This window comes from Amycolatopsis sp. lyj-23 (genome assembly GCF_046549135.1).
In the GTDB taxonomy this organism is placed as follows: Bacteria; Actinomycetota; Actinomycetes; order Mycobacteriales; family Pseudonocardiaceae; genus Amycolatopsis.
The window spans coordinates 226,765-247,632 of record NZ_JAJPWN010000003.1; the positions used below are offsets into that span (position 1 = coordinate 226,765).

Consider the following 20,868-nt stretch of genomic DNA (forward strand, 5'->3'; position numbering starts at 1 on the left):
GCCTAATCCCTCGGATCCGGAAGTCACTGTGGCTGAAACCGACACGGAACCAAGGTGGGCGATGTGGGCCGCCCACACTTACCGCAGGTGGGCGTCGAACCAGTTCAGCGTGCGCTGCCAGGCCTCCGCGGCCGCGCCCGGGTCGGCGTCGAAGCGGTGGTTCGCGCCCGGGTAGTGCACGACGTTGGTAGCGACCTTCGCCGACGCGGCGGCGTCCCGCAGCTGCTCGACGTCGGCGCCGCCCGCCTCGTCGCCGGCGTCGCCGTACATGCCGAGCCACGGGCTGGTGAGCTTGCCCGCGATCTCGACCAGCGCGGGCAGCTCGGCCGCCTGCTGACCGCCGACGCTGACGGCCGCGCCGAGCCTGCGGTGCGACGCGACGACGAGGGCCGCGGTGCCGCCGAGGTCGAAGCCCATCACGCCGAGCAGGTCGGCCTGAACGCCCCGCTCGACCAGCCAGGCGAGGGTCAGGTCGGTCGCGTCGAGCAGGTCCTGCTGCGTGAGGCGGTCGTTCTCCAGGTGCGGGGTGACGGTCAGCCAGCCCTCGGTGGCGAGGCTCGCGAGCAGCAGTTTCACGCCGTCGGTGACGCCGTCGGCCTCGTGCAGCACCACCAACCCGCCGCGTAGCGCGCCTTCGGGTTCGGAGAAGGTCAGGCGCAGGGTGCGGCCGTCGGTGCGCTGGTAGTCCGCGGTGGAGGTCGACGTCATCTCTTCACTCAATCACTTCGAGGTGAACGGGAGGAAGCCCGGTGGCGCAGGTCGCCCCCGCACCGTCCGCCGGAACGGGGTCGCGAGGCGGCGGACGGAAAAGATACGGTGAGTGGGTCGTCCCGCCGATTTCCAGGAGCGCCGAAGATGCCGTCCGTGTCCCCGCGTGCCGATCTCGAATCGTTGCCGAAATACGTCCCCGGCCGGACGATCGAAGGCGCGGTCAAGCTGGCGAGCAACGAGGTGCCCGGCGGTGCGCTGCCGAGCGTCGCGCAGGCGATCGCCGAGGCCGCGGCCGGCATCAACCGCTACCCGGACACCGGCTCCCAGGCGCTGCGCGAGCGGCTGGCGCGTGAGCTGGACGTGCCGGTGGAGCACGTCGCGATCGGCTGCGGCTCGGTGTCGCTGTGCCAGCAGACGATCCAGGCGGTGTGCGCGCCGGGCGACGAGGTCATCTTCGGCTGGCGTTCCTTCGAGGCGTACCCGATCGTCACGCAGGTCGCGAACGCCGTCGCGGTGAAGGTCCCGATCACCGAGGGCCAGGAGCTGGACCTCGACGCGATGCTCGCGGCGATCACCGACCGGACGCGCGTGGTCTTCGTCTGCAACCCGAACAACCCGACCGGGACGGCGGTGCGCCGCGCGGAGCTGGACCGGTTCCTGGCGGCCGTGCCCGAGCACGTGCTGGTCGTGCTGGACGAGGCGTACAAGGAGTTCGTCACCGACTCCGAGGTGCCGGACGGCGTCGAGTACACGCGCAGCCGCTCGAACGTCATGGTGCTCCGGACGTTCTCGAAGGCCTACGGCCTCGCGGGCCTTCGCGTCGGTTACGCGGTCGCGCCCGAGCCGATCGCCGACGCGCTCCGCCAGGTGTACGTGGCCTTCTCGGTGAACATGCTGGCCCAGGTGGCCGCGCTGGCGTCGCTCGACGCGGCCGACGAGCTGCTGGACCGCTGCAAGGACATCGTCGTCGAGCGCGAGCGGGTGCGGGAAGCGCTGCTCGAAGCGGGCTACCGGGTGCCGGAGACGCAGGCGAACTTCGTCTGGCTGCCGCTCGGTGACCAGGCCGTCCCGTTCGCCGAGCACGCGCTGGACCGCAAGCTGGTGGTGCGCCCGTTCGACGGCGACGGCGTGCGCGTGACCATCGGGACCCGCGACGAGAACGACCTCTTCCTGGCCGCCGCGCGCGAATTCACTTCGCGAACTGCTTGACCACCAGCTGCACGACGGCGGCGACGCCGATCACCACGATCACGCCGCGCAGCACCGCCGGCGGCAGCTTCCGGCCGATCTTCGCGCCGAGGAAGCCGCCGGCGGTCGAGCCGACGGCCAGCCACAGCACAACGGGCCAGCTGATCGGCGCGACGAAGGCGTAGATCACCCCGGCGACGACGTTGACGACGGCGGCCAGGACGTTCTTGACGCCGTTGAGCTTCTGCAGCGGCTCCGACAGCAGCATCCCCATCACGGCCATCAGCATCACGCCCTGCGCGGCGGTGAAGTACCCGCCGTAGACGCCGATGAGGAAGATGAAGAACATCAGCAGCGGCCCGGGTTTGTGCTCTTCGCCGTTCTCTTCGCGGCGCTTGGCGACCCACCGGGAGACCTTCGGCTGCACGATCACGAGGACCACGGCCAGCCCGACGAGCACCGGGACGACGGCCTCGAAGGCGTCTTTGGGCAGCGAGAGCAGCAGGACGGTGCCACCGATGGCCCCGAGGAACGACGCGACGGCGAACTTGACGACCTGGGGCCAGTAGCCCGTGAGTTCGTGCCGGTAACCCCAGGCCCCGCTGAGGGTCCCGGGCGCGAGGCCGATGGCGTTCGAGGTCGTGGCGGTCACGGGCGGGTACCCGAGCGCGACGAGCACGGGGAAGGTGACGAGCGTCCCCGACCCCACGACGGCGTTGATGGTGCCGGCCCAGACCCCGGCGACCAGGACGATCAGCGCGTGCCACCACGTCATGACGCATTCACGTGCGGAGCCTAAGCACCGTGGCCCGCGCCCGCGACGCAGATGTGTCAGGTCAGACAGTCACCGCGGGGTGAAGACGCAGAACTCGTTGCCCTCGGGGTCGGCGAGCTGGTCCCACTCCACATCGCCGCCCCGCTCGCGGACCAGAGTCGCCCCCATCGCCACCAGCTCCGCCGGGTCGCCGAAGACGTCGAGGTGCATGCGGTTCTTGACCGTCTTCCGCTCCGGCACGGGGTTGAGCCAGATCAGCGGCCCGTCCCCGGTGGGATCGACGATCGGGACCGGCCAGTCGACCGGCCGTGCGTCACCGGTCAGCGAGTCGCGGCGGACGTAACCGAGCGCGCGGCACCACCAGTCCGCCAGCGCCTGGTGGTCGTTCGCGTCGAGCGCGAGGTCTTTGAACCGCGCTGTCATGCCGCTCCTTCCGGGACGTGTGCCGGGACGACGTCGGAGACCACGCGCCAGCCGAGCGAGGTGTACAACCCGCGCCCTGGCGCCGATGCCAGCAGGACGCTCGAACGCGCGCCCGCCGCCTCGCTCAGTCGGTGCATCACCACGCGGCCGAGGCCGCGGCGCCGGTGTTCCGGCTCCGTCTCGATCTTGTCGAACACCGCGACACCGCCGGCCACCGCGACCTGGCCGCTCGCCGCCGGGGCGCCGCCGGCGGCCAGCCGCACCCGCCAGACCGGCCCGTCGCCGGTCACCACCACCGAGTACGCCGGCGGCACCGCGGCCGGTGGCACGATCCCTTCGAACGCCATCAGGTACTCCGTCTCCCCCGCCGTCCACTCCGGTGTCAGGCCCGCCAGCACCGCGGCACGCGAGCCGCACGTCTTCAGCCACGCGCCCGGCGCCGCCACCGTCCGGGCCCGCGCGGGAACCGAGGCCGGCGAGCGCAGCAGGTACCGCACCCGGTGGCCGGGCAGGCCGACGTCGATGCGGTAGCCGTCCGGCTCCGGCACCGGTGGTGGTGCGGCCCGCGACACCGCCCAGCCGCGCACCCAGTCCGCCAAGATGTCCATGCCGGTGATCATGGCAGCCACCCCCGACAGTTCCGGGAGCTGAGAGGATGAGCCCGTGGACACCGAGCAGGTCTGGAGCGCGACCGTCGACCGGCTGCGGGCGCGGATCGACTCCGGCGACCTGCCGCCCGGCTCGCGGCTGCCCGCCGAGCGCGTCCTCTGCGAGGAGCTCGGGATCAGCCGGGGATCGCTGCGGCAGGCCCTGCGCGTCCTCGACTCCATCGGGTACGTCCAGATCCGGGCCGGCTCCGGCACCTACGTCCGCGAGCAGCAGGAACAGCCGCTGCGGACCTGGTTCACCGAGCACGACCAGCTCGTCGAGAAGCTCTTCGACCTCCGGGCGACCGTCGAGCCCACGCTCGCCGAACGCCTGGCCCGGCACGCCACCGCGAAGACCGTGAGCCGGCTCGAGGACAACGTCGCCGAGATGGCGCAGGCCGCCGAAGCCGGGGACATGCTGCACGTCATCGCCGCCGACGCCGAGTTCCACCGGGTGATCGCGCAGAACGCCGGCAACGACGACGTGTCCGGGCTGCTGCGGTCGGTGCTCGCCCTGGTCGGCGAGGAGCGGCGGGCGGCGCTGCGGCTGCCCGGGCAGATCCGCAAGGCCGTCGCCGACCACCGGGCCATCCTCGACGCCATCCGGCGGTCCGACCCCGCCGCCGCGCGGGAGCTGACGCTCAAGCACCTCGTCGACGCCAAGACGTACGCGCACGACTTCGCCGCCGAGGAGCAGTCCACTTAGGACGTCACCGCGGCTCCAGCACGCGCGCCACGAACTTGTGCAGCTTCTCCTCCAGCCGCGCCGCGCGTTCGGCCACCGTCAGCGATTCGTACGGCTGCGGCACGTCCGGCTTCAGCTCACCGCGGACGTACTGGCTGCAGGCCAGGTCGCCGCACGCGTAGGTGCCCAGCGTGTTGCCCTCGCGGCCGGCCTTGCCCGCGCGCCGGGCCGAGAACAGCGTGATGTCGGCGAGGCCGTGGGTCGTCGTGCAGAAACCGCAGATGTTGCTGCGCAGCCGCGACTTGGGGGGCGTGGCCGCGCGCAGGGCGAGGCCGATCACCTCGCCGCCGTAGGGCAGCACGAGGTAGGCGCGCGCGGGTGCCTTCGGGTCACGCCAGCCGAGGAACTCCCGCCGCTCCCAGGCGATTTCTTCGGGGCGGGCGGGCAGCGTCACGCCCTTGGCTTCGCCGCGCGTGCAGTTGACGAACGAGGCCCGGATCTCGTCCTGGCCGAGTGGGTCCATGCTCCGCACGGTAACCACCGGACACGCGCGGTGGCCACGCATTTTCCGCCGTACGATCGTCGCTGTGCGCAAGATCGCCGTGAAGAACTTCCGGGTGGTGTTGCGCACCAGCCTGGGCTTCGCCGGGCTGGGCGTCGGCTCGAGCGTCGCCGGGTCCGCGGTGGTCGCCCTGCTCCTGGTGCTGCAGGGCCTGCCGGGCGACGTCGGCGACCGCGGCTGGGTCCTCGGCCTCACCGCGGCCGGCATCGTCGCCGCGGCGCTGCTCACCGGGACGCTGTGGACGGCGTGGCTGCAGCGGCGTACCGCGATCTGGTTCGTGCTCGGCCGGCCGCCGTCGGAAAGCGAGGCGCGCCGCGCGCTGCGGCTGCCGGTCGACATGGCTCTGGTCAGCGGCACGCTGTGGCTGATCGGCACCGTCGCGTTGGCCGTGCTCGCCGGCGTGCTCGGCTCGGCGGGTGACGCCGCCGGCATGGCGACGGTGATCGGGCTCGGCGGGCTCACCACCGTCGGGCTCACCTACCTCGCGGCCGAGTGGGTGGCGCGGCCGGTGATGACGATCGCGCTGGACGTCCTGCCGCCGCGCGGCTCGCTGCCGGTCACCGTGCTGACCCGGCTGGTCGTCAGCTGGGCGCTGGCCAGCGGCGTTCCGCTGGTCGGGGTGCTGCTCGTCGCCACGCCGCCGGAGCTCGGCTCGGGTGACCACACCGCGAGCCTCGTCATGCTGTCGGTGATCGGCCTCGGCGTCGGCGCGATCGGCACGGCGCTGCTGGCCAGGGCGGTCGCAGCCCCGCTGCACCGGCTGCGTGTGGCGCTCGACGAGATCGCGCGCGGCAACAACGACGTGACCGTGGACGTCGACGACGCCAGCGAGATCGGCAGGCTCCAGACGTCGGTGAACCAGCTCGCCGCCGGCCTGCGCGAGCAGGCGCGGATGCGGGACCTGTTCGGCAGGCACGTCGGCGCCGACGTCGCCCGGCACGCACTCGAGTACGGCGCTTCGCTGTCGGGGGACGTCCGCGAGGTGACGGCGCTGTTCGTCGACGTCGTCGACTCGACCGCGCTGGCCTACCGCACCCCGCCGGAGGAGCTGGTCGGCAAGCTGAACCGGCTGTTCGCCGCGGTCGTCTCCGCGGTCGGCGCGCGCGGCGGGCTGGTGAACAAGTTCCAGGGCGACGCCGCGCTGTGCATCTTCGGCGCGCCGACGCGGCTCGCGGACGCGCAGACGGCCGCGCTGGCCGCGGCCCGCGCGATCCGGGACGCGGTGCGCGAAGCCGGCGAGCTCGACCTCGGCATCGGCGTCTCCAGCGGCCCGGTGTTCGCCGGGCAGCTCGGCTCCAGCAGCCGGCTCGAGTACACCGTGATCGGCGACGCGGTCAACGAAGCCGCGCGGCTCACCGAGCTCGCCAAGGCCGTCCCGGCACGGGTGCTCGCCAGCGACGCCGTCGTCTCCGCGGCGTTGCCGAGCGAAGGCGCGTACTGGGAGAAGCACGGCGAGCTGGAGCTGCGCGGCCGCCAGGAGGCGACGCCGACCTGGACGACCGCCCCTCAGGCGAACTGAGCCAGCTCCGGCCAGCGCAGCACGGTCGAGCCCCAGGTCAGGCCGGCGCCGAACGCGCTGAGCAGGACGCGGTGCCCCGGCACCAGGGTGCCGTCGGCGCGGGCGTCGGCCAGCGCGAGCGGGATGGACGCGGCACTGGTGTTGCCGACCCGGTCGATGTTGGCGACCACGGCGTCGGCGGGCATGCCGAGCTGCTTCGCCGTCGCCTGCAGGATCCGGATGTTCGCCTGGTGCCCGACGAAGCGGTCGACGTCGCCGACCATCCAGCCCGCGCGGTCCAGTACCGTCCGCGACGACTCGGCCATGCGCGCGCAGGCGTGGCGGAACACCGCCGTGCCCTGCATCGCGAGGAAGCGGTCGCTCGGCTGGTCGGAGAGCCGCCGCCGGGCGCCGCCGGCCTCGACCCACAGCAGTTCGGCGTGCTCGCCCTCGCTGTGCAGGTCGAACGGGCCGAACGCGCCGGGCTCGGCCGGGTCGCCCGCCCGCAGCAGCACCGCACCGGCGCCGTCGCCGAAGATCGGCACGGTGGTGCGGTCGCCCGGGTCGATGAGCGTGGTGAAGGTGTCGGCGCCGATCACGAGCACGCGCTCGGCCAGGCCGCCCGCGATGAAGCCGGCCGCCGTGGCCAGTGCGTAGACGAAGCCGCTGCACACGGCGTTGACGTCGAAGGCCGCGGCCGTGCCGAGCCCGAGCCGGGCGGCGACCTGCGGTGCGCTGGCCGGGCAGGGCTGGTCGGGGGTCGACGTGGCGAGGACGACGGCGTCGGCCTTGCCGCCCGCGAGCGCTTCGCGGCCGGCCCCGACCGCGAGGTCCACAGTGGACTCATCCGGGCCCGCGACGCGGCGTTCGCGGATCCCGGTGCGGGTCCGGATCCACTCGTCCGAGGTGTCGAGCCGGGCCGCGATTTCGTGGTTGTCCAGGACTTTCGTCGGCAACCACGAACCGAGACCGGTCAGCACGGCGGCAGGTGCGGGCACGGGAGAGCCTCCCCACGCCGGCGGGTTGGCGAAGCGACCGGCTGGTCTTCCACTTCTATGGGCTACCCCCTGGTAGACCGGCCAGTTGTGTTCCAGCTCACGTAAAAAGTTGTTTCATCTTCCCCTCGGACGGAGTAGTGAGCGACGTCACGGAGGAGTGACGCCCGGCGAATTGTCGGGGGTGCCGGTTAGCCTGCTGGAGTGCCGACACCCGACCTCGACCAGCTCGACATCGCCATCCTCGCCTGCCTCCAGGCGGACGCCCGCACGATCGCCGAAACCATCGGCGCGAAGGTCGGGCTCTCGGCCGCGGCCGTCCAGCGGCGGATCAAGCGGCTGCGCGAGGCCGGCGTCATCGATCGCGAGGTCGCGGTGCTGTCGCCGGAGGCGCTCGGGCTGAACATGACGTTCGTGGTGACGGTCGAGATGGAGCGGGAGAACCTCGCGGTCCTCGACGGGTTCCGCCGCCAGGTCCTCGCCGAGGACGCCGTGCAGCAGTGTTACTACGTCACCGGCACGGCGGACTTCGTGCTGATCGTGACGTGCCCGGACATGGCGGGCTTCGAGGCGTTCACCCGGCGGATGTTCTTCGACAACCCGAACGTCCGGCACTTCACGACGAGCGTGGCGATGGACCGGGTCAAGGTGGGGCTGGCGCTGCCGCTCGACCCGTAGGCCGCCCCGCCGGCGGATCGCGCGAACCGTCACCACCCGTGGCCGCCCGAGCGCAAGGGGTGTGTGCCCGGTGTTACACCACAATGGACGGATGCAACCGATCAAGTGAACGTGAGAGTTTCTCCGTCATGACCGTAAGCCCTGGTCATCTCCTTGCCGAACAGTTCGCGCCGCGCGAACCGACCGCGAGACTCCAGGAGGGGCCGTGCACACCGACGCCGTACACCAGAGCCAGTTCGTGCTGCTGAACGAGAGCACGACGCCCGTCCTGTCGCGCCTGTCCTACCACGCTCACGAACCCTTCGCGGTGACCGTGGCCTTCCGGACCGAGCGCGGCCGGTGGATCGAGTGGACCTTCGCCCGTGACCTCCTCGTGGCCGGGCTCGACGAGCCGGCCGGCCTCGGCGACGTCCGGATCCGCCCGGACCTCTCCGACGACGAAGACTTCCTCACCCTGGAAATCGAGTCACCGGACGGCTATGCGTCGTTCGAGCTCGAGGTCGAAGACGTCCGCACGTTCCTGGACGCCTCCATCGAACTCGTGCCGCTGGGCGAGGAGAGCGCGCACTTCGACGTCGACGGGCTGATCGAGGAGATCAGCAACGTCTGACCCCCCCAAACCTCCCATTCCCGCGGCGAGGACGAAGGGCGGGTTCCGGGCGCGCTGGAGGCGCCCGGAACCCGCCCTTCCGCGTGCGGGGGATCAGCTGGTCTTGAGGGTGGTGCCGGTGCCGGACAGCGCGCCGGCGATCGGGTAGAAGTACGTCACGGACGTGTTGCCGCCGGACAGGACGCCCTGCGCGTAGTTGCCGGCGATGAAGCCGCCGCCGGAGTCACCGGCCGCCGAGTGGACGTTGGTCGCGGTCATGCCGTTGACCGTGCCCTCGGAGTAGCGGACGCTCTGGTTCTTGGCGCCGATGGTGCCGCAGGTCCAGCCGGTGGTCGAGCCGGCCTTGCAGACCGACGTGCCGGTCGCGGCGTTGGACTGGCCGCGCACCGCGGTGCCGTTGTTCATCTGCGCCACCGGGGTCCAGCTGCTGTTGGTCCGGACCGCCGCGTAGTCGACACCCGGGAACCGGTAGGTGATCCAGCTGCCGAGCGCGGCCCCGTTCGACCCGGTCAGCGCGCCGCCGCCGGTGAGCGCGCCGCAGTGGCCGGCGGTGACGAAGCCGGTCGTGGTCGCGAAGCCGACCGAGCAGCGCGCCGAACCGCCGATGTAGTAGGCGTCGCCACCGCGGATGTTGGCGAAGGTCGTGGGCTTCGACGCCGTTTCGCGGATCGTCACCGCCGAAGTGTCCACACCGGACCCGGCGAGGAACGCCACCGCGGCGGCGCGCTGGCCCGCCAGGACGTCGAGGGTGACGCGGTTGACGGTGTCGTCGACGCCCCAGCCGGTGATCGCGGCGGATGCGGACCGGTCGGCCGCGTTCAGCCGGTCCACAGTGGAATTGAGCTGCCGGGCGCTGAACCGCACGACTTCCGCTTCCGCGCCCGCCTCGCGGATCTTGCCGGCGAGCGCGGCGTTCGTCGTGGTGACGTGCGCCTTGCCCGTGACGGCGTTGTAGGTGGCACCCCCGAACGCGTCGCCGAGCGCCGCGGTGAGCGACTCGGTGACCTTCGTCGCGACGTCCTCGCTCTTCAGCCGCGCGATCGCCTGGTCGTGGGTCAGGCCGAGGTCCCGCTGCATGGCGGGCACGATGTCGGGGTTCAGCAGGTCCTGGCCCGACGCGGGGACGGCGGTCGCGACCAGCGCGCCCGTCGCCACGACCGCGGTGGCAGCGGCACCGAGAAGTCTCGCGATCTTCATGCTTCTCCCTACATGGTTACGCGCGGCTCCGCACCGGCCACGCAGTGGTACTCCCCCGGGTGAGGGTCCCCGCAGTGGGCGTTACGGTGCAATCCGGGCGCCCGGCGAATGGGTATACGCATTCACTGAGGACGAATCCCCTGCTCCAGCCGGACTCAAGCGCCCGGTGTCACCCGGTCGGACAGGTCCGTAAGTAGGGTTTCCGTGAACTACTTTCAGTAGTCACTCACCGCACTCGAACGCGTGAAGCGACGTTCGAACGTGCGATCGGCCCGCGTTTCGTACGCAGGGTGACCCGATTCCGCCGGTTCGCGCAGCAAACCGGTGACGGTCGGTAGGCGGACGTGTGACGACAGCGCCGGACCCGTATTCGGTGAAAGGTTTACGGACGCATCCGCGCTGCTTAGGCTCCCGCGCACTGGTCTGCGGTGCGCTGCGAGGAGGGTCGTATGTGGCTGACCACCCCCCGCCCCACCTCGGTTTCCGTCCGGTCCGGACCCGCCCGGCTGACCGGCCGCGACACCGAGCTCGACACGATCGTCGCCGTGCTCCGGAGGCGCCCGGCCGCCGTCCTGATCGAGGGCGAGCCGGGGATGGGCCGCACCCGGCTGCTCGCGGAGATCGGGCGCCGCAAGGAGTTCGACGGCGGCCGCGTGCTCACCGGGGCCTGCCAGCCGCTGCGCGAACCCTTCCCCTACGGGCCCGTGCTGGAAGCGCTTCGCGCGGTCGGCGACGCCCCGCTCGGCCCGCTCAGCCCGGTCGCCGGCGTGCTGCGGCCGTTGCTGCCGGAGCTCGCGGAAGCGCTTCCCCCGCGGCCCGAACCCCTCGCCGACCCGGTCGCCGAACGCCACCGCGTCTTCCGCGCGGTCCGGGAACTCCTCCACGCCTGCGGCCCCACGCTCGTGCTGATCGACGACCTGCAGTGGGCCGACGAGGACACCCGTGACCTCATGCGGTTCCTCGCCGGGTCGATGCCGCCCGAGCTGGCGGTGGTCGGCACCTACCGGTCGCCCACCGATGTCCGGCCCGGCCCGCTCGGCGCCCCGTTCCGCACCGACCCGGCGGTGCACTCGGCCCGCGTCGCGCTCGGCGTCCTCGACGTCGCGGCGGTGCGCGCGCTGGCCGCCGAGATCCTCGAACTGCCCCGCGTCACCGACGAGTTCGCGGCCAAGCTGCACGAGTGCACCGCCGGGATCCCGTTCGTCGTCGAGGAAACGCTGCGGGCGCTGAAGGAAGCGGCCGAGCGGCTGCCGGTCGGCGAAGTCCTTTCCGACCGCCTGCTGGAGAACCTCGAAGTGCCGGTGCTGCTGCGGGAAGCGGTCACCGAACGGCTTTCCGCGCTGCCGGGGCCGGCGGTGCGGCTGGCCGGCGCGGCCGCGGTGCTCGGGGTCGGTGCCGAAGCCGCCGTGCTGGGTGAGCTGGCCGGGATCACCGAGGACACCCTCCGCACCGCGTTGCTCGACGCCCTCTCGGGTGGCGTGCTCGGCGAGGTCGGCGACGGCAGGTACGGCTTCCGGCACCCGCTGGCGCGCAAGGCGGTCTACGACACCGTGACCGGCCCCGAACGCGCGTTGCTGCACGCGCAGGCGATCCGGGTGCTCGCCGCGCAGCCGTCCCCGCCGCTCACGCTGCTGGCCCGGCACTCCCGCGCGGCCGGCCGCGTCGACCAGTGGCGGCACTACGCGGAGGCGGCCGCCGACGAAGCCATCACGCGCGGCGAGACGTCCCGCGCGATCGACCTCCTGCAGTCGGTGCTCGCCGAACCCGGTCCGTCGCAGGCCGACACCGGGCGCGTGGCGGGCAAGCTGAGCCAGGTCGCGCTGCGCGGGTTCCGGCCGGAAGTGCTCGGCACGCTGCAGCGCGTCCTCGAAGAGGTGACCCTGCCACCGTCGGTCCGCGGGTCGATCCGGCTCAGCCTCGGCATGCTGCTGGTCCGGACCATCGGCGGGCTCGGCCGCGGCCGGCTGGAGGTCGAGCGGGCGGTCGGCGAGCTGACCGACCGGCCCGACCTCGCCGCGCGCGGGATCACCCTGCTCGCCCAGCCGATCGACGGGCTGACGCCGTTGTCGTGGCACGAGTCCTGGCGCGCCCGCGCGGGCGAGGTGTACGAGCGGCTCGACGACCCCGAGCTGCGGCTCGCGCTCACCGCCGACCGCATCGCGGCGGCGTCGCACGTCGGCGACGGCTCGGCGTGGACCGAGTTCGAAGCGCTGTCGGACACCGTCGGCACGGTCGCCGAGCGCGTCCAGCTGGCCCGCCTGTGGTGCAACCTGGCCGACGGCCAGTCGTGGGCCGGCCACCTCGACCGCGCCGAACGCCTGGTGACCGAGGGCGTCCGGCGCGCGACCGACGCCGGCGCGCTGTACGCGATCGGCCTGATCCAGGGCACCCGCGTCCGGCTGGACTGGGTCCGCGGGCGCTGGACCGGCCTGGCCGAGGCCGCCGAGCAGCTGCGGGACAGCTACCCGGAGCTCGGCCCGATCGTCATGGAGTCCTCGCTGGTGCTCGGCGGCCTCGCGGCCGTGCGCGGCGAGTTCGCCGCCGCGCAACGGCACCTGAGCGCGGCGAGCGTGCACGCGCCGGACCGCGGCCCGATCCCGGTGGTGCTCTCGGCCGCCGGGGTGCTGATCTCGGTGCTGCTCGCGACCGACGACGTCGACGGCGCCTGCGCGGCCGCCGACACCGCGGTGGCTGCCGCCGGGCGCAAGGGCGTCTGGATCTGGGCGGCGGCCCTGGTCCCGGCGGCAGCGCAGGCGTACGCGCGGGCCGGTCGCTGGCCGGAGGCCGACAACGTCGTCGAGGCGTTCGCCCGGGGCATCGAAGGCCGGGACGCGCCGGTGGCGGCGGCCGCGCTGGTGGCCGGCCGCGCGGTGCTGCTCGAAGCCCGCGGCAAGCACCTGGCCGCGGCGGCGCTGTTCGACGAAGCCGCGACCGGCTACGCGGCCCTGCCGATGCCCTACCCCGCGACGGCCATGCGCGAACGCGCCTCGATGTGCCGCCTCGCGGCCGGCAACCGATCGGCCGTCGACGAGCTGACCGCGGCGGCCGAGGCGTACGAACAGCTCGGCGCGACCCGGGACGCGGGCCGCTGCCGTCACCAGCTGCGCGAGCACGGCGCCTGGGCACCGTCGCAACGCGGGCGGCGCGGGTACGGCAGCGAGCTGTCGCCGCGTGAGCGCGAAGTGGCGCGGATGCTCGCGGAAGGCCGGACGAACCGGGAGATCGCGGACGGGCTGTTCCTCTCGCCGCGCACGGTGGAACAGCACGTGGCGAAGGTCCTGCGGAAGCTCGGGGCCCGCTCCCGGACGGACGTGGCGCGGAAGCTCCCCGGCGAGGTGACGACCGCACCGGCTTCCTGACAAGACGCTGAGTGCGCAGCGTTGGCGGCCGGAGCACCGCCGTCCTACGTTGAGCGCGTGAACGAAGAGGCACTTCCCGCCTGGCGCCGGCGAACCTCCGGGGAGACGCGCTGGCCCGCGATGGGCGTCGTCGCCGCGACCCTCGTGCTGCAGGTCGCCCTGCCCGACGACATGGCGCTGGACCCGTGGTGGCTGCTGCCCGCCGTCTCGGGGCTGCTCGTCGTCGCGCTGCTGCTCGCCAACCCGGGCCGGATGACGCAGTTCAGCGCCGTCGAGCGGATCATTTCGCTGCTGCTCGTGGCCGCGGTGACCGCCGTCAACGCCTTCTCGGCCGTGTCACTCGTCTACCGCATCGCGAGCGGCTCGATCGGCGACAAGGCCGGCGCCGTGCTCGTCACCGGCGGGATCGTCTACTGGACGAACATCGTGGCCTTCTCCCTCTGGTACTGGGAGTTCGACCGCGGCGGCCCGGGCCGGCGGGCGGCGGGCCGGGCCGAGTACCCCGACCTGCAGTTCCCGCAGATGGCCGACCCGGGCCTGGCGAGCCGGAGCTGGGAACCGTCCTACCTGGACTACCTGTACTTCTCCTTCACCAACGCGGCGGCCTTCAGCCCCACCGACGTCATGCCCCTGCGGATCTGGGCGAAGATGACGATGATGCTGCAGGCCGCCGTCTCGCTGGTGCTGGCGGTGATGGTCGTCGCCTGGGCGATCAACAACCTGAAGTAGGTCAGTGCCGCGAGATGGTGAAGCTCTGGCCGTCGGAGCCGATCGCGCCCGGGATCCACGTGTAGCTGCCGCGGTCGTCGGCGTCGAGGGCGGACGGGCTCGTCGAGGCCAGGTTCGTCCCGTTGAACTTGACGCCGGTGAACTTCACCCCGCCCGAGATGCTCGGGTACGAGTCGGTCGGCGATTCGATGATCGCCTCCGCCGACGCGTGCCTGGACGTCAGCGACTTCGTCGTCGACTTGGACCAGCCCTTGGTCGTGTCGGCCAGGTCCAGCCGGTAGGTGTTCGTGGCCGTGCGCGTCACCGTGGCGGTGATGTGGTCGCCCGCGCTGACCGACACGCTGTAGTACACCGGCGCGGCCGGGTACATTTCGTACCAGGCCGAGTACACCGGACGCCCGCTGGAGCAGTCCGTCTCGACGCCGGTCTGCTCCACAGTGGACGATCCGTCGCCGTCGATGCCGACCCAGGGCGCGAACAGGTCGTTGGTGGAGTTGCAGGTCACCGACGGTTCGGTCCAGCTCGCCGTCGCCGTCGTGAAGCTGCCGAAGCTGACGTAACCACCCCAGTTGCCGCCCGCGAACTGGTGGCCGTGGAAGTGTGACCCGTACTCGACCGCGGCGTGCGCGGTGCCCGAGACGGCGAGACCGGCGGCTGCGGCGGCGACGGCCGTGAGGACGCGGAGAGTTTTGGACATGCGGGGACTCCGTTCACCGATGGGGACCGGGAAAGCGTGTGTCCAAGTGTTGGATTCGCGCCGGGCGGAAGGTAGCTACTTTCGAAGGGTCTTCACATTCCGGGAAATACTCACCATTTTGCCGGAATTGCGCAGAAAGACCCGTGAAGGCCTCCGCGGGGGAAAAGAGGCCTTCACGGGTTCAGGTCGCTCACCCACCGCCCGGTCGGGTGAGCGGAGCTACTGCTCCTGTGCGTGCGCGGCGTCCACGAACCGGGTCGTGTACGTCTTCGACAGGTCGATCCGGTCCTTCTTCGGCTTGACGTTGCTCGACGACGCACCGAGCACCTTCAGCACGTTCTGCGCCCCGGCCGGGTCCATCCGGCCGTCCTTGGTGAACATCGGCAGGCTGTCCCGCAGCGACTTCACGTACAGCGCCTTGTCCCCGCCGGCGAACGACGGCGGCATCACCGCGGCGACCTGTTCCGGCGTGTGCGAAGAAATCCACTTCAGGGTTTCGACGTAGGCGTTGGCCAGTTTCTGCACGATGTCCGGATAGCGCTTCACGATTTCGCAGCCCATGTACAGCGAACTCGCGGGGTACAACCCGCCCAACGCGGCCTTCGTGCCTTCGACCGTGCGCATGTCGTAGAGCACCTTCGCCTGGCCGGTGTTCGTCAGCTGCGCGATCGTCGGGTCGGTCGTCATGCCGGCGTCGATCGAGCCCTGGTTCATCGCCGAGATGAACGTCTGCCCGGCGCCGACCTTCACCGGCGTGTACTCCTTCGACGTGACGCCGCCGCGCAGGGCCAGCGCCTTGGTCAGGAAGTCCGTCGACGAACCCAGCGACGTGACGCCGAGGTTGCGGCCCTTGAAGTCCGCACCCGACTTGACCTCGCCGGCCTTTTTCGTCGCGACCATCTCGGCCTCGCCCGGCACGTTCGCGAACTGCACGACGCTCTCGATGCACTGTTCCTTGGCCTGCAGGTCGATCGTGTGGTCGTAGAACCCGACCACCGCTTGCACCTCACCGGCCAGCAGCGACGTCTCGGCGTTCGCGCCGGACGGCTGGTCGAAGAGCTCGACGTCCAAGCCCTGCCGCTGGTAGGCGCCGATCTGCTGGGCCAGCTGCCCGGGCAGGTAGATCACCTTCGACAGGCCGCCGACCATGATCTTGAGGTGCGGCTGCCCGGTGGTGCCGAGCGCGATCTCCCGCGAGTCGCGGCAGGCGGTGAGCCCGGCCGCGGCGACCGCGACCGCGGCCAGCGCGCCGACTGTCCTTTTGAGACGCATGTCAGACCGCCTTGATCGCGGCTTCGGAGGCGGACGGCGGCCGCCACCGCAACAGCCGGCCCTCCAGCGTGCTGATCCCCCACTCGGCCAGCAGCGCGACGACGGTGATGATCAGCATCCCGGCGTACACACCGGCGGTGTCGAACGTGCCCTGCGCGTTGGCGATCAGGAAGCCCATCCCGGCCTTCGCGCCGGTGTACTCGCCGACCACCGCGCCGATCAGCGCGAAGCCGAACGCCACGTGCAGCGACGACAGGATCCAGGAGGTCGCGCTGGGCAGCACGATCGACTTGAGCACCTGGCCGCGCGTCGCACCGAGGATGCGGGCGTTGTCGATGAGGTTGCGGTCGACCTCGCGGGCGCCGGTGAAGGCGTTGAAGAACACCGCGAAGAACACGAGCACGACGACGGTCGCGACCTTCGACGACAGCCCGAGCCCGAACCAGATGACGAACAACGCGGCGAGCACGATGCGCGGCAACGCGTTGGCGGCCTTGATGAACGGCGCCAGCACCTGCGCCAGGTACGCGCTCCGGCCGAGGATCACGCCGAGCACCACGCCGGCGATCGCGCCGATGACGAAGCCGATCGCGGCCTCCTCGACGGTCACCAGGACCTGGTACCAGATCGAGCCGAAGTCGGTGCCGGTGCTGAACCACTCGACCAGCCGTTCCCAGATCTTCGACGGCTTCGAGTAGAAGAACGGGTCGATCCAGTAGGTCGCGGTCAGCTCCCAGCTGCCCAGCCAGACCACGACGATCGCCAGGCGCAGCAGCCAGATGTTGCGCTTGCGCTTCGCCGACGCCTGCTTCGCGCGGGCGAGGATGTCCTGCTCGGTCTCGAGCACGGGGAGCGGCGCGGACGTCGCCGCCGGAGTCTCAAGCGACATTGCTCGCTCCCTTCTCACGGGCCTTGTCGACCTCGCTGCGCAGTGATTCCCAGATGTCGGCGTAGAGCTTGCGGAAGTCCTCGGTCAGCCGCAGCTCCTCCACCTTCCGCGGCCGCTCCAGCGGGATCTCGAAGACGTCCTTCACGGTGGCCGGCGACGTCGTCAGCACGACGACCTTGTCCGCCAGCGCGATGGCCTCGTCGAGGTCGTGCGTCACGAAGATCACCGCGGCCCCCGAACCGGACCACAGCCGCAGCAGCTCGTCCTGCATCAGCGCCCGCGTCTGGACGTCGAGCGCGGAGAACGGCTCGTCCATCAGCAGGATCTTCGGCTTGGTGACGAGCGTCTGCGCCAGCGCGACGCGCTTGCGCATACCGCCGGAGAGCTGGTGCGGGTAGTACTTCTCGAACCCGGCGAGCCCGACGCGGGCGATCCAGTCGACGGCCTGCGCGCGGGCCTCGGCCTTCGGCACCCCGCGGAAGCGCGGGCCGGAGGCGACGTTCTCCAGCACCGACCGCCACGGCATCACGGCGTCGGTCTGGAACATGTACCCGACACCGTCCGGAATGGACCGCACGTCCTCGCCGTTCACCCGCACCCGGCCGGCGGACGGCGGCTGCAGACCGGAGACCAGCGAGAGCGTCGTCGACTTGCCGCAGCCCGTGGGGCCGACGACCGCGACGAACTCGCCGGGCCGGACGGACATGGTCAGATCGCGGACGGCCGTGTGCACGGAACCGGACCCGCTCGGGAACCGTTTGGTGGCTCCGGTGAGTTCGATCAGTGGGGGAACCATGGTGGAGGTGACTCCTTCGTCACGTGGTGGGGCTCACGTTGGGAAGGGACGTTAAGTACGCGTGGCGCCCAGGTGAAGCTTGTCGACGTTCTCCGCGCGAGCTGTGCGTTCTGAATGTTTTGCTCATTTAGCGCACTGCCGTGACCTGGGGGTATGTTCCCAGCCATGCCAAAGTGGGCGCTCTTCCCGCGGATGCGGTTCAGCAGGCAGGTGCTGCTGCTGCAGATCGGCGTGGTCGTCCTCGTCGTCGGGATCGGGGTCGCCCTGGTCAGCGTGCTCCTGCGGCAGACCCTCACCGACCAGTACGGCGAGCGTGCGCTGGCCATCGCGAAGTCCGTGGCGGAAGACCCGGTCGTCATGGCCGATACCGCCGCGAAGATCCCCGGCGGTGCTCTGCAGGAACGCGCGCTGGCCGTGAGCGACCGCACGGACGCGCTGTTCGTCGTGATCACCGACGACCGGGGTATCCGGCTCGCGCACCCGACTCCGACCGAGATCGGCAAGAAGGTGAGCACCTCGGCGGAACGCGCGCTCGCCGGGTTCGACGACGTCAACACCGTGGCCAGCGGCACGCTCGGGCTGTCCGTCCGCAGCAAGACGCCGATCTTCACGCCGGACCACCGCCGGGTGGTCGGCGAAGTGAGTGTCGGGTTCGAGGTGGCCCAGCCGATCAGCGCGTTCAACCAGAAGCTCGCGATCACGCTGCTGTTCGCGGGCGGCGCGCTACTGCTCGGCGCGGGCGCGTCCGCGCTGCTCAACCGGCGGCTTCGACGCGTCACGCACGGCCTGGAGCCGCACGAGCTCACCGAGCTGCTCTACGAACGCGAGGCCGTGCTGCACGGGATCGGCGAAGGCGTCCTCGCGGTCGACGAGGCCAACCGCGTCTCGGTGCGCAACGACGAAGCCGAACGCCTGCTCGGCACCGAACTCCCGCTCGGTGCGGCGCTGTCCGAACTCGAACTCAGCCCGCGCCTGCACAAGGCCGTCGCCGAAGGACGGCCGGTCGACAACCTCCTGGCCGTGGCCGGGAACCGGGTGCTGGTGATCAACTCCCGCGCGGTGCGCCTGGACGACCGCCCGATCGGCACGGTGCTGACCTTCCGCGACCGCACCGACCTCGACACGCTCACCCGCGAGCTCGACGGCATCCGCGCCCTGTCGGACGGCCTGCGCGCCCAGCGGCACGAGTTCGCCAACCGGCTGCACACGCTCTACGGGCTGCTGCAGCTCGGCCACCACACCGAGGCCGTCGAATACCTGCAGACGCTGACGGACTCGTCGTCGGCCCGGCCGAGCGAGCTGGGTGACGCGGTCGCCGACCCGTACCTGCAGGCGCTGCTGGTCGCCAAAACCGAGCAGGCGCAGGAAAAGGGCCTCGCACTGAAGCTCGCCGAGGACACCTGGGTGCCGGCGGCGGTGACCGACCCGATCGCCGCGAACACCGTCATCGGCAACCTCGTCGACAACGCCCTGCACGCCGCCCGGATGGGCCCGCGGCGGCCGGCGACCGTCGAGGTCGGCCTGCTCGCCGAGGGCGACACGCTGCACGTGTCCGTTGTGGACAGTGGCCCCGGCGTGCCCGCCGACCTGCGGCGGACGTTGTTCGACGAAGGCGTCTCGACGAAGATCGCGCCCGGGCACGGCCTCGGCCTCGCGCTCGCCCGGCAGGCCGCCCGCGCCCGCGGCGGCGACGTCTGGCTGGCCGGCCCCGGCGACGGCGAGACGGGAGCCCTGTTCGTCGCGAAACTGCCCGGAATGCTGACGGAGGACGGATGATCCGCACGCTCATCGTCGACGACGACTTCCGGGTTGCCGGGGTGCACGCCGGGTTCGTCGAGGAGGTCGAGGGCTTCGCGGTGGTCGGCACCGCGCACACCGCCGCCGAGGCCCGCGCCCGCGTCCGGGAGCTCGCGCCGGACCTGATCCTGCTCGACGTCTACCTGCCCGACGAGTCCGGGCTCGCGGTGCTCCCGGAGCTGCAGACCGACACGATCGTGCTGTCCGCGGCGACGGACACCGCGTCGGTGGCCGCGGCGATCCGGGCCGGCGCGCTGAACTACCTGATCAAGCCGTTCACCACCCGGCAGCTCGCGGAACGGCTGACGTCGTACGCGCGGTTCCGCGGGTTGCTCGCCGAAGACCGGGCGCTGGCCCAGGACGACGTCGACCGCGCGTACCGCGTGCTGCACGACCAGGACCGCACGACCGCGCCGAAGGGCCAGTCGACGGCGACGTCCCGGCTCGTTTCCGAGCAGCTGCGGCGCGCCGGGCGGCCGCTGTCGGCCGCGGAGGTCGCGGGCGAGCTCGGCATGGCCCGGGCGACCGCGCAGCGGTACCTCACCGCGCTGGCCGGGTCGGGCACGGTCCAGATGCGCCTGCGTTACGGCGCCACGGGCCGCCCCGAGCACGAATACCGCTGGTCGGGAGCCTGAGTCACCGGCCGTAGCGCTGCATCATGCTCTCGGCGATGTCGACCCACGCCTGGACGGGGTTGGTCGACGGCGCGGTGGACGACGGCAGGTCGACCCGCGCCTCGGACTCGTCGTCCGGCACCGGCTTCTTCGGCTGCGGTTTGGCCTGCGCCTGCGCCTGCACCTGCCCCTGTTTCGGCGCCGGCTTGGCGGGCACCGGCACGTACACGGTCTCCGGCGCGGGCGTGACGACGACCGGCGCCTGCGGGGCCGGCGGCTGCGGCGCGGGTACGGGCGCGGGCGACGCGGCCACGGCCGGGCGCGTGTCCAGCTGGGCGACGTCGTGTTCCGCCGCCGGGGAGAACAGGCCGCCGGTGAAGAGCCCGCCGGCGAGCCAGCCGGCCGCGACGAGCAGCACCGCCGCGCCGCCGCCGAGCCACGTGCGGGCCCGCCGCCGGATCACCACCGACTTCGGGCGCAGGTCCTGGTCGCACACCGGCGGCCGCGTGTAGATCGGCTCGTCCCCGCGGCTCGCCTCGTCGTCGGTGCGGCGGCGCCGGGGCAGGCTCGCCGCGACGATGCCGGTGCGATCCAGCAGCTCGACCGCGGTGTGGTCGCGGGACGAACGGGTCGCACTGCGCGGTGCGGTGCGAAGCATCGGGGACCTCCGTGGCGGGGGCTGGCGGACCCCACGCATTCTGGACCATTTCGGACGGTGCTGTCCGAAACGCAACTCGATTGAGTGA

At 71.8% G+C, this 20,868-nt stretch carries 21 protein-coding genes; 9 read left to right on the forward strand and 12 right to left on the reverse strand.

Annotated elements, in window-relative coordinates; all coding sequences use genetic code 11:
- Positions 1 to 78 precede the first annotated feature (78 nt).
- Positions 79 to 708 (reverse strand): dienelactone hydrolase family protein, encoded by a 630-nt coding sequence (locus tag ACLJPY_RS07135; RefSeq protein ID WP_410587217.1) that lies wholly within the window; start codon positions 706 to 708, stop codon positions 79 to 81.
- Positions 709 to 855: 147 nt separating this feature from the next.
- Here ACLJPY_RS07135 and hisC point away from each other — a divergent pair, with 147 nt between their 5' ends.
- Positions 856 to 1,920 (forward strand): histidinol-phosphate transaminase, encoded by a 1,065-nt coding sequence (gene hisC / locus ACLJPY_RS07140; RefSeq protein ID WP_410587218.1) that lies wholly within the window; start codon positions 856 to 858, stop codon positions 1,918 to 1,920.
- Here the strand turns inward: hisC and ACLJPY_RS07145 are convergent.
- The 3 genes from ACLJPY_RS07145 to ACLJPY_RS07155 all read right to left on the reverse strand — a co-directional run bounded on the left by ACLJPY_RS07145 (position 1,901) and on the right by ACLJPY_RS07155 (position 3,717).
- On the reverse strand, positions 1,901 to 2,674 hold the full coding sequence (locus ACLJPY_RS07145; RefSeq protein WP_410587219.1) for a sulfite exporter TauE/SafE family protein: 774 nt from the start codon (positions 2,672 to 2,674) through the stop codon (positions 1,901 to 1,903). The genes hisC and ACLJPY_RS07145 overlap by 20 nt on opposite strands.
- A gap of 69 nt (positions 2,675 to 2,743) precedes the next feature.
- Positions 2,744 to 3,097, reverse strand: a complete 354-nt coding sequence (locus tag ACLJPY_RS07150) for a VOC family protein (RefSeq protein WP_410587220.1) — start codon at positions 3,095 to 3,097, stop codon at positions 2,744 to 2,746.
- Positions 3,094 to 3,717, reverse strand: a complete 624-nt coding sequence (locus ACLJPY_RS07155) for a GNAT family N-acetyltransferase (protein ID WP_410587221.1) — start codon at positions 3,715 to 3,717, stop codon at positions 3,094 to 3,096. Before ACLJPY_RS07155 ends, ACLJPY_RS07150 begins: the two co-directional genes overlap by 4 nt.
- A gap of 43 nt (positions 3,718 to 3,760) precedes the next feature.
- Between ACLJPY_RS07155 and ACLJPY_RS07160 the strand changes: the two genes are divergently transcribed.
- Positions 3,761 to 4,450 carry a FadR/GntR family transcriptional regulator gene (locus tag ACLJPY_RS07160; RefSeq protein ID WP_410587222.1) on the forward strand — a complete coding sequence of 230 codons (690 nt, stop codon included), beginning with the start codon at positions 3,761 to 3,763 and terminating at the stop codon, positions 4,448 to 4,450.
- Between the two features lie 4 nt (positions 4,451 to 4,454).
- On the opposite strand, the gene ACLJPY_RS07165 is transcribed toward ACLJPY_RS07160, so the two are convergent.
- Positions 4,455 to 4,952 carry an FBP domain-containing protein gene (locus tag ACLJPY_RS07165; RefSeq protein WP_410587223.1) on the reverse strand — a complete coding sequence of 166 codons (498 nt, stop codon included), beginning with the start codon at positions 4,950 to 4,952 and terminating at the stop codon, positions 4,455 to 4,457.
- Between the two features lie 64 nt (positions 4,953 to 5,016).
- On the opposite strand from ACLJPY_RS07165, the gene ACLJPY_RS07170 reads away from it, so the two are divergent.
- Positions 5,017 to 6,510, forward strand: a complete 1,494-nt coding sequence (locus tag ACLJPY_RS07170; protein ID WP_410587224.1) for an adenylate/guanylate cyclase domain-containing protein — start codon at positions 5,017 to 5,019, stop codon at positions 6,508 to 6,510.
- Here the strand turns inward: ACLJPY_RS07170 and ACLJPY_RS07175 are convergent.
- Complete coding sequence (locus ACLJPY_RS07175) at positions 6,498 to 7,487, reverse strand: beta-ketoacyl-ACP synthase III (protein ID WP_410587225.1); 990 nt, start codon at positions 7,485 to 7,487, stop codon at positions 6,498 to 6,500. The genes ACLJPY_RS07170 and ACLJPY_RS07175 overlap by 13 nt on opposite strands.
- A 201-nt stretch (positions 7,488 to 7,688) precedes the next feature.
- On the opposite strand from ACLJPY_RS07175, the gene ACLJPY_RS07180 reads away from it, so the two are divergent.
- Positions 7,689 to 8,162, forward strand: a complete 474-nt coding sequence (locus tag ACLJPY_RS07180; RefSeq protein WP_410587226.1) for an Lrp/AsnC family transcriptional regulator — start codon at positions 7,689 to 7,691, stop codon at positions 8,160 to 8,162.
- A gap of 205 nt (positions 8,163 to 8,367) precedes the next feature.
- The gene (locus ACLJPY_RS07185; protein WP_410562330.1) at positions 8,368 to 8,772 is read left to right on the forward strand and encodes an SsgA family sporulation/cell division regulator; all 405 of its coding nucleotides are present in this window, start codon (positions 8,368 to 8,370) and stop codon (positions 8,770 to 8,772) included.
- A 93-nt stretch (positions 8,773 to 8,865) separates the two neighbouring features.
- On the opposite strand, the gene ACLJPY_RS07190 is transcribed toward ACLJPY_RS07185, so the two are convergent.
- Positions 8,866 to 9,969 carry a S1 family peptidase gene (locus tag ACLJPY_RS07190; protein ID WP_410587227.1) on the reverse strand — a complete coding sequence of 368 codons (1,104 nt, stop codon included), beginning with the start codon at positions 9,967 to 9,969 and terminating at the stop codon, positions 8,866 to 8,868.
- 449 nt (positions 9,970 to 10,418) lie between these two features.
- Between ACLJPY_RS07190 and ACLJPY_RS07195 the strand changes: the two genes are divergently transcribed.
- Positions 10,419 to 13,328 carry an ATP-binding protein gene (locus ACLJPY_RS07195; RefSeq protein WP_410587228.1) on the forward strand — a complete coding sequence of 970 codons (2,910 nt, stop codon included), beginning with the start codon at positions 10,419 to 10,421 and terminating at the stop codon, positions 13,326 to 13,328.
- Between the two features lie 120 nt (positions 13,329 to 13,448).
- Entirely contained in the window at positions 13,449 to 14,057 is a 609-nt protein-coding gene (locus ACLJPY_RS07200) for a hypothetical protein (protein ID WP_410587612.1), read from the forward strand.
- 1 nt (position 14,058) lies between these two features.
- Here the strand turns inward: ACLJPY_RS07200 and ACLJPY_RS07205 are convergent, their stop codons facing one another.
- From ACLJPY_RS07205 to ACLJPY_RS07220, 4 genes are all read right to left on the reverse strand, one after another.
- Entirely contained in the window at positions 14,059 to 14,754 is a 696-nt protein-coding gene (locus tag ACLJPY_RS07205) for a G1 family glutamic endopeptidase (RefSeq protein ID WP_410587229.1), read from the reverse strand.
- 219 nt (positions 14,755 to 14,973) lie between these two features.
- Positions 14,974 to 16,026, reverse strand: a complete 1,053-nt coding sequence (locus ACLJPY_RS07210; protein WP_410587230.1) for an ABC transporter substrate-binding protein — start codon at positions 16,024 to 16,026, stop codon at positions 14,974 to 14,976.
- Between the two features lies 1 nt (position 16,027).
- Complete coding sequence (locus ACLJPY_RS07215) at positions 16,028 to 16,915, reverse strand: ABC transporter permease (protein ID WP_410587231.1); 888 nt, start codon at positions 16,913 to 16,915, stop codon at positions 16,028 to 16,030.
- Complete coding sequence (locus tag ACLJPY_RS07220; protein ID WP_410587232.1) at positions 16,905 to 17,711, reverse strand: ABC transporter ATP-binding protein; 807 nt, start codon at positions 17,709 to 17,711, stop codon at positions 16,905 to 16,907. Before ACLJPY_RS07220 ends, ACLJPY_RS07215 begins: the two co-directional genes overlap by 11 nt.
- Positions 17,712 to 17,903: 192 nt before the next feature.
- On the opposite strand from ACLJPY_RS07220, the gene ACLJPY_RS07225 reads away from it, so the two are divergent.
- Positions 17,904 to 19,487, forward strand: a complete 1,584-nt coding sequence (locus ACLJPY_RS07225) for an ATP-binding protein (protein ID WP_410587613.1) — start codon at positions 17,904 to 17,906, stop codon at positions 19,485 to 19,487.
- Positions 19,484 to 20,143 (forward strand): response regulator, encoded by a 660-nt coding sequence (locus tag ACLJPY_RS07230; protein WP_410587233.1) that lies wholly within the window; start codon positions 19,484 to 19,486, stop codon positions 20,141 to 20,143. The genes ACLJPY_RS07225 and ACLJPY_RS07230 overlap by 4 nt, the downstream gene beginning before the upstream one ends.
- Position 20,144: 1 nt before the next feature.
- On the opposite strand, the gene ACLJPY_RS07235 is transcribed toward ACLJPY_RS07230, so the two are convergent.
- On the reverse strand, positions 20,145 to 20,780 hold the full coding sequence (locus ACLJPY_RS07235; RefSeq protein ID WP_410587234.1) for a hypothetical protein: 636 nt from the start codon (positions 20,778 to 20,780) through the stop codon (positions 20,145 to 20,147).
- Positions 20,781 to 20,868 lie beyond the last annotated feature (88 nt).

Excerpts from the sequence above, each read along its gene's own strand:
- hisC (WP_410587218.1), top strand. The coding sequence starts at position 856 with ATGCCGTCCGTGTCCCCGCGTGCCGATCTCGAATCGTTGCCGAAATAC.
- ACLJPY_RS07135 (WP_410587217.1), bottom strand. The coding sequence starts at position 708 with ATGACGTCGACCTCCACCGCGGACTACCAGCGCACCGACGGCCGCACC.
- ACLJPY_RS07220 (WP_410587232.1), bottom strand. The coding sequence starts at position 17,711 with ATGGTTCCCCCACTGATCGAACTCACCGGAGCCACCAAACGGTTCCCG.
- ACLJPY_RS07145 (WP_410587219.1), bottom strand. The coding sequence starts at position 2,674 with ATGACGTGGTGGCACGCGCTGATCGTCCTGGTCGCCGGGGTCTGGGCC.
- ACLJPY_RS07215 (WP_410587231.1), bottom strand. The coding sequence starts at position 16,915 with ATGTCGCTTGAGACTCCGGCGGCGACGTCCGCGCCGCTCCCCGTGCTC.
- ACLJPY_RS07230 (WP_410587233.1), top strand. The coding sequence starts at position 19,484 with ATGATCCGCACGCTCATCGTCGACGACGACTTCCGGGTTGCCGGGGTG.
- ACLJPY_RS07235 (WP_410587234.1), bottom strand. The coding sequence starts at position 20,780 with ATGCTTCGCACCGCACCGCGCAGTGCGACCCGTTCGTCCCGCGACCAC.
- ACLJPY_RS07155 (WP_410587221.1), bottom strand. The coding sequence starts at position 3,717 with ATGATCACCGGCATGGACATCTTGGCGGACTGGGTGCGCGGCTGGGCG.
- ACLJPY_RS07150 (WP_410587220.1), bottom strand. The coding sequence starts at position 3,097 with ATGACAGCGCGGTTCAAAGACCTCGCGCTCGACGCGAACGACCACCAG.
- ACLJPY_RS07200 (WP_410587612.1), top strand. The coding sequence starts at position 13,449 with ATGGGCGTCGTCGCCGCGACCCTCGTGCTGCAGGTCGCCCTGCCCGAC.
- ACLJPY_RS07195 (WP_410587228.1), top strand. The coding sequence starts at position 10,419 with ATGTGGCTGACCACCCCCCGCCCCACCTCGGTTTCCGTCCGGTCCGGA.
- ACLJPY_RS07210 (WP_410587230.1), bottom strand. The coding sequence starts at position 16,026 with ATGCGTCTCAAAAGGACAGTCGGCGCGCTGGCCGCGGTCGCGGTCGCC.
- ACLJPY_RS07205 (WP_410587229.1), bottom strand. The coding sequence starts at position 14,754 with ATGTCCAAAACTCTCCGCGTCCTCACGGCCGTCGCCGCCGCAGCCGCC.
- ACLJPY_RS07190 (WP_410587227.1), bottom strand. The coding sequence starts at position 9,969 with ATGAAGATCGCGAGACTTCTCGGTGCCGCTGCCACCGCGGTCGTGGCG.
- ACLJPY_RS07225 (WP_410587613.1), top strand. The coding sequence starts at position 17,904 with ATGCGGTTCAGCAGGCAGGTGCTGCTGCTGCAGATCGGCGTGGTCGTC.
- ACLJPY_RS07165 (WP_410587223.1), bottom strand. The coding sequence starts at position 4,952 with ATGGACCCACTCGGCCAGGACGAGATCCGGGCCTCGTTCGTCAACTGC.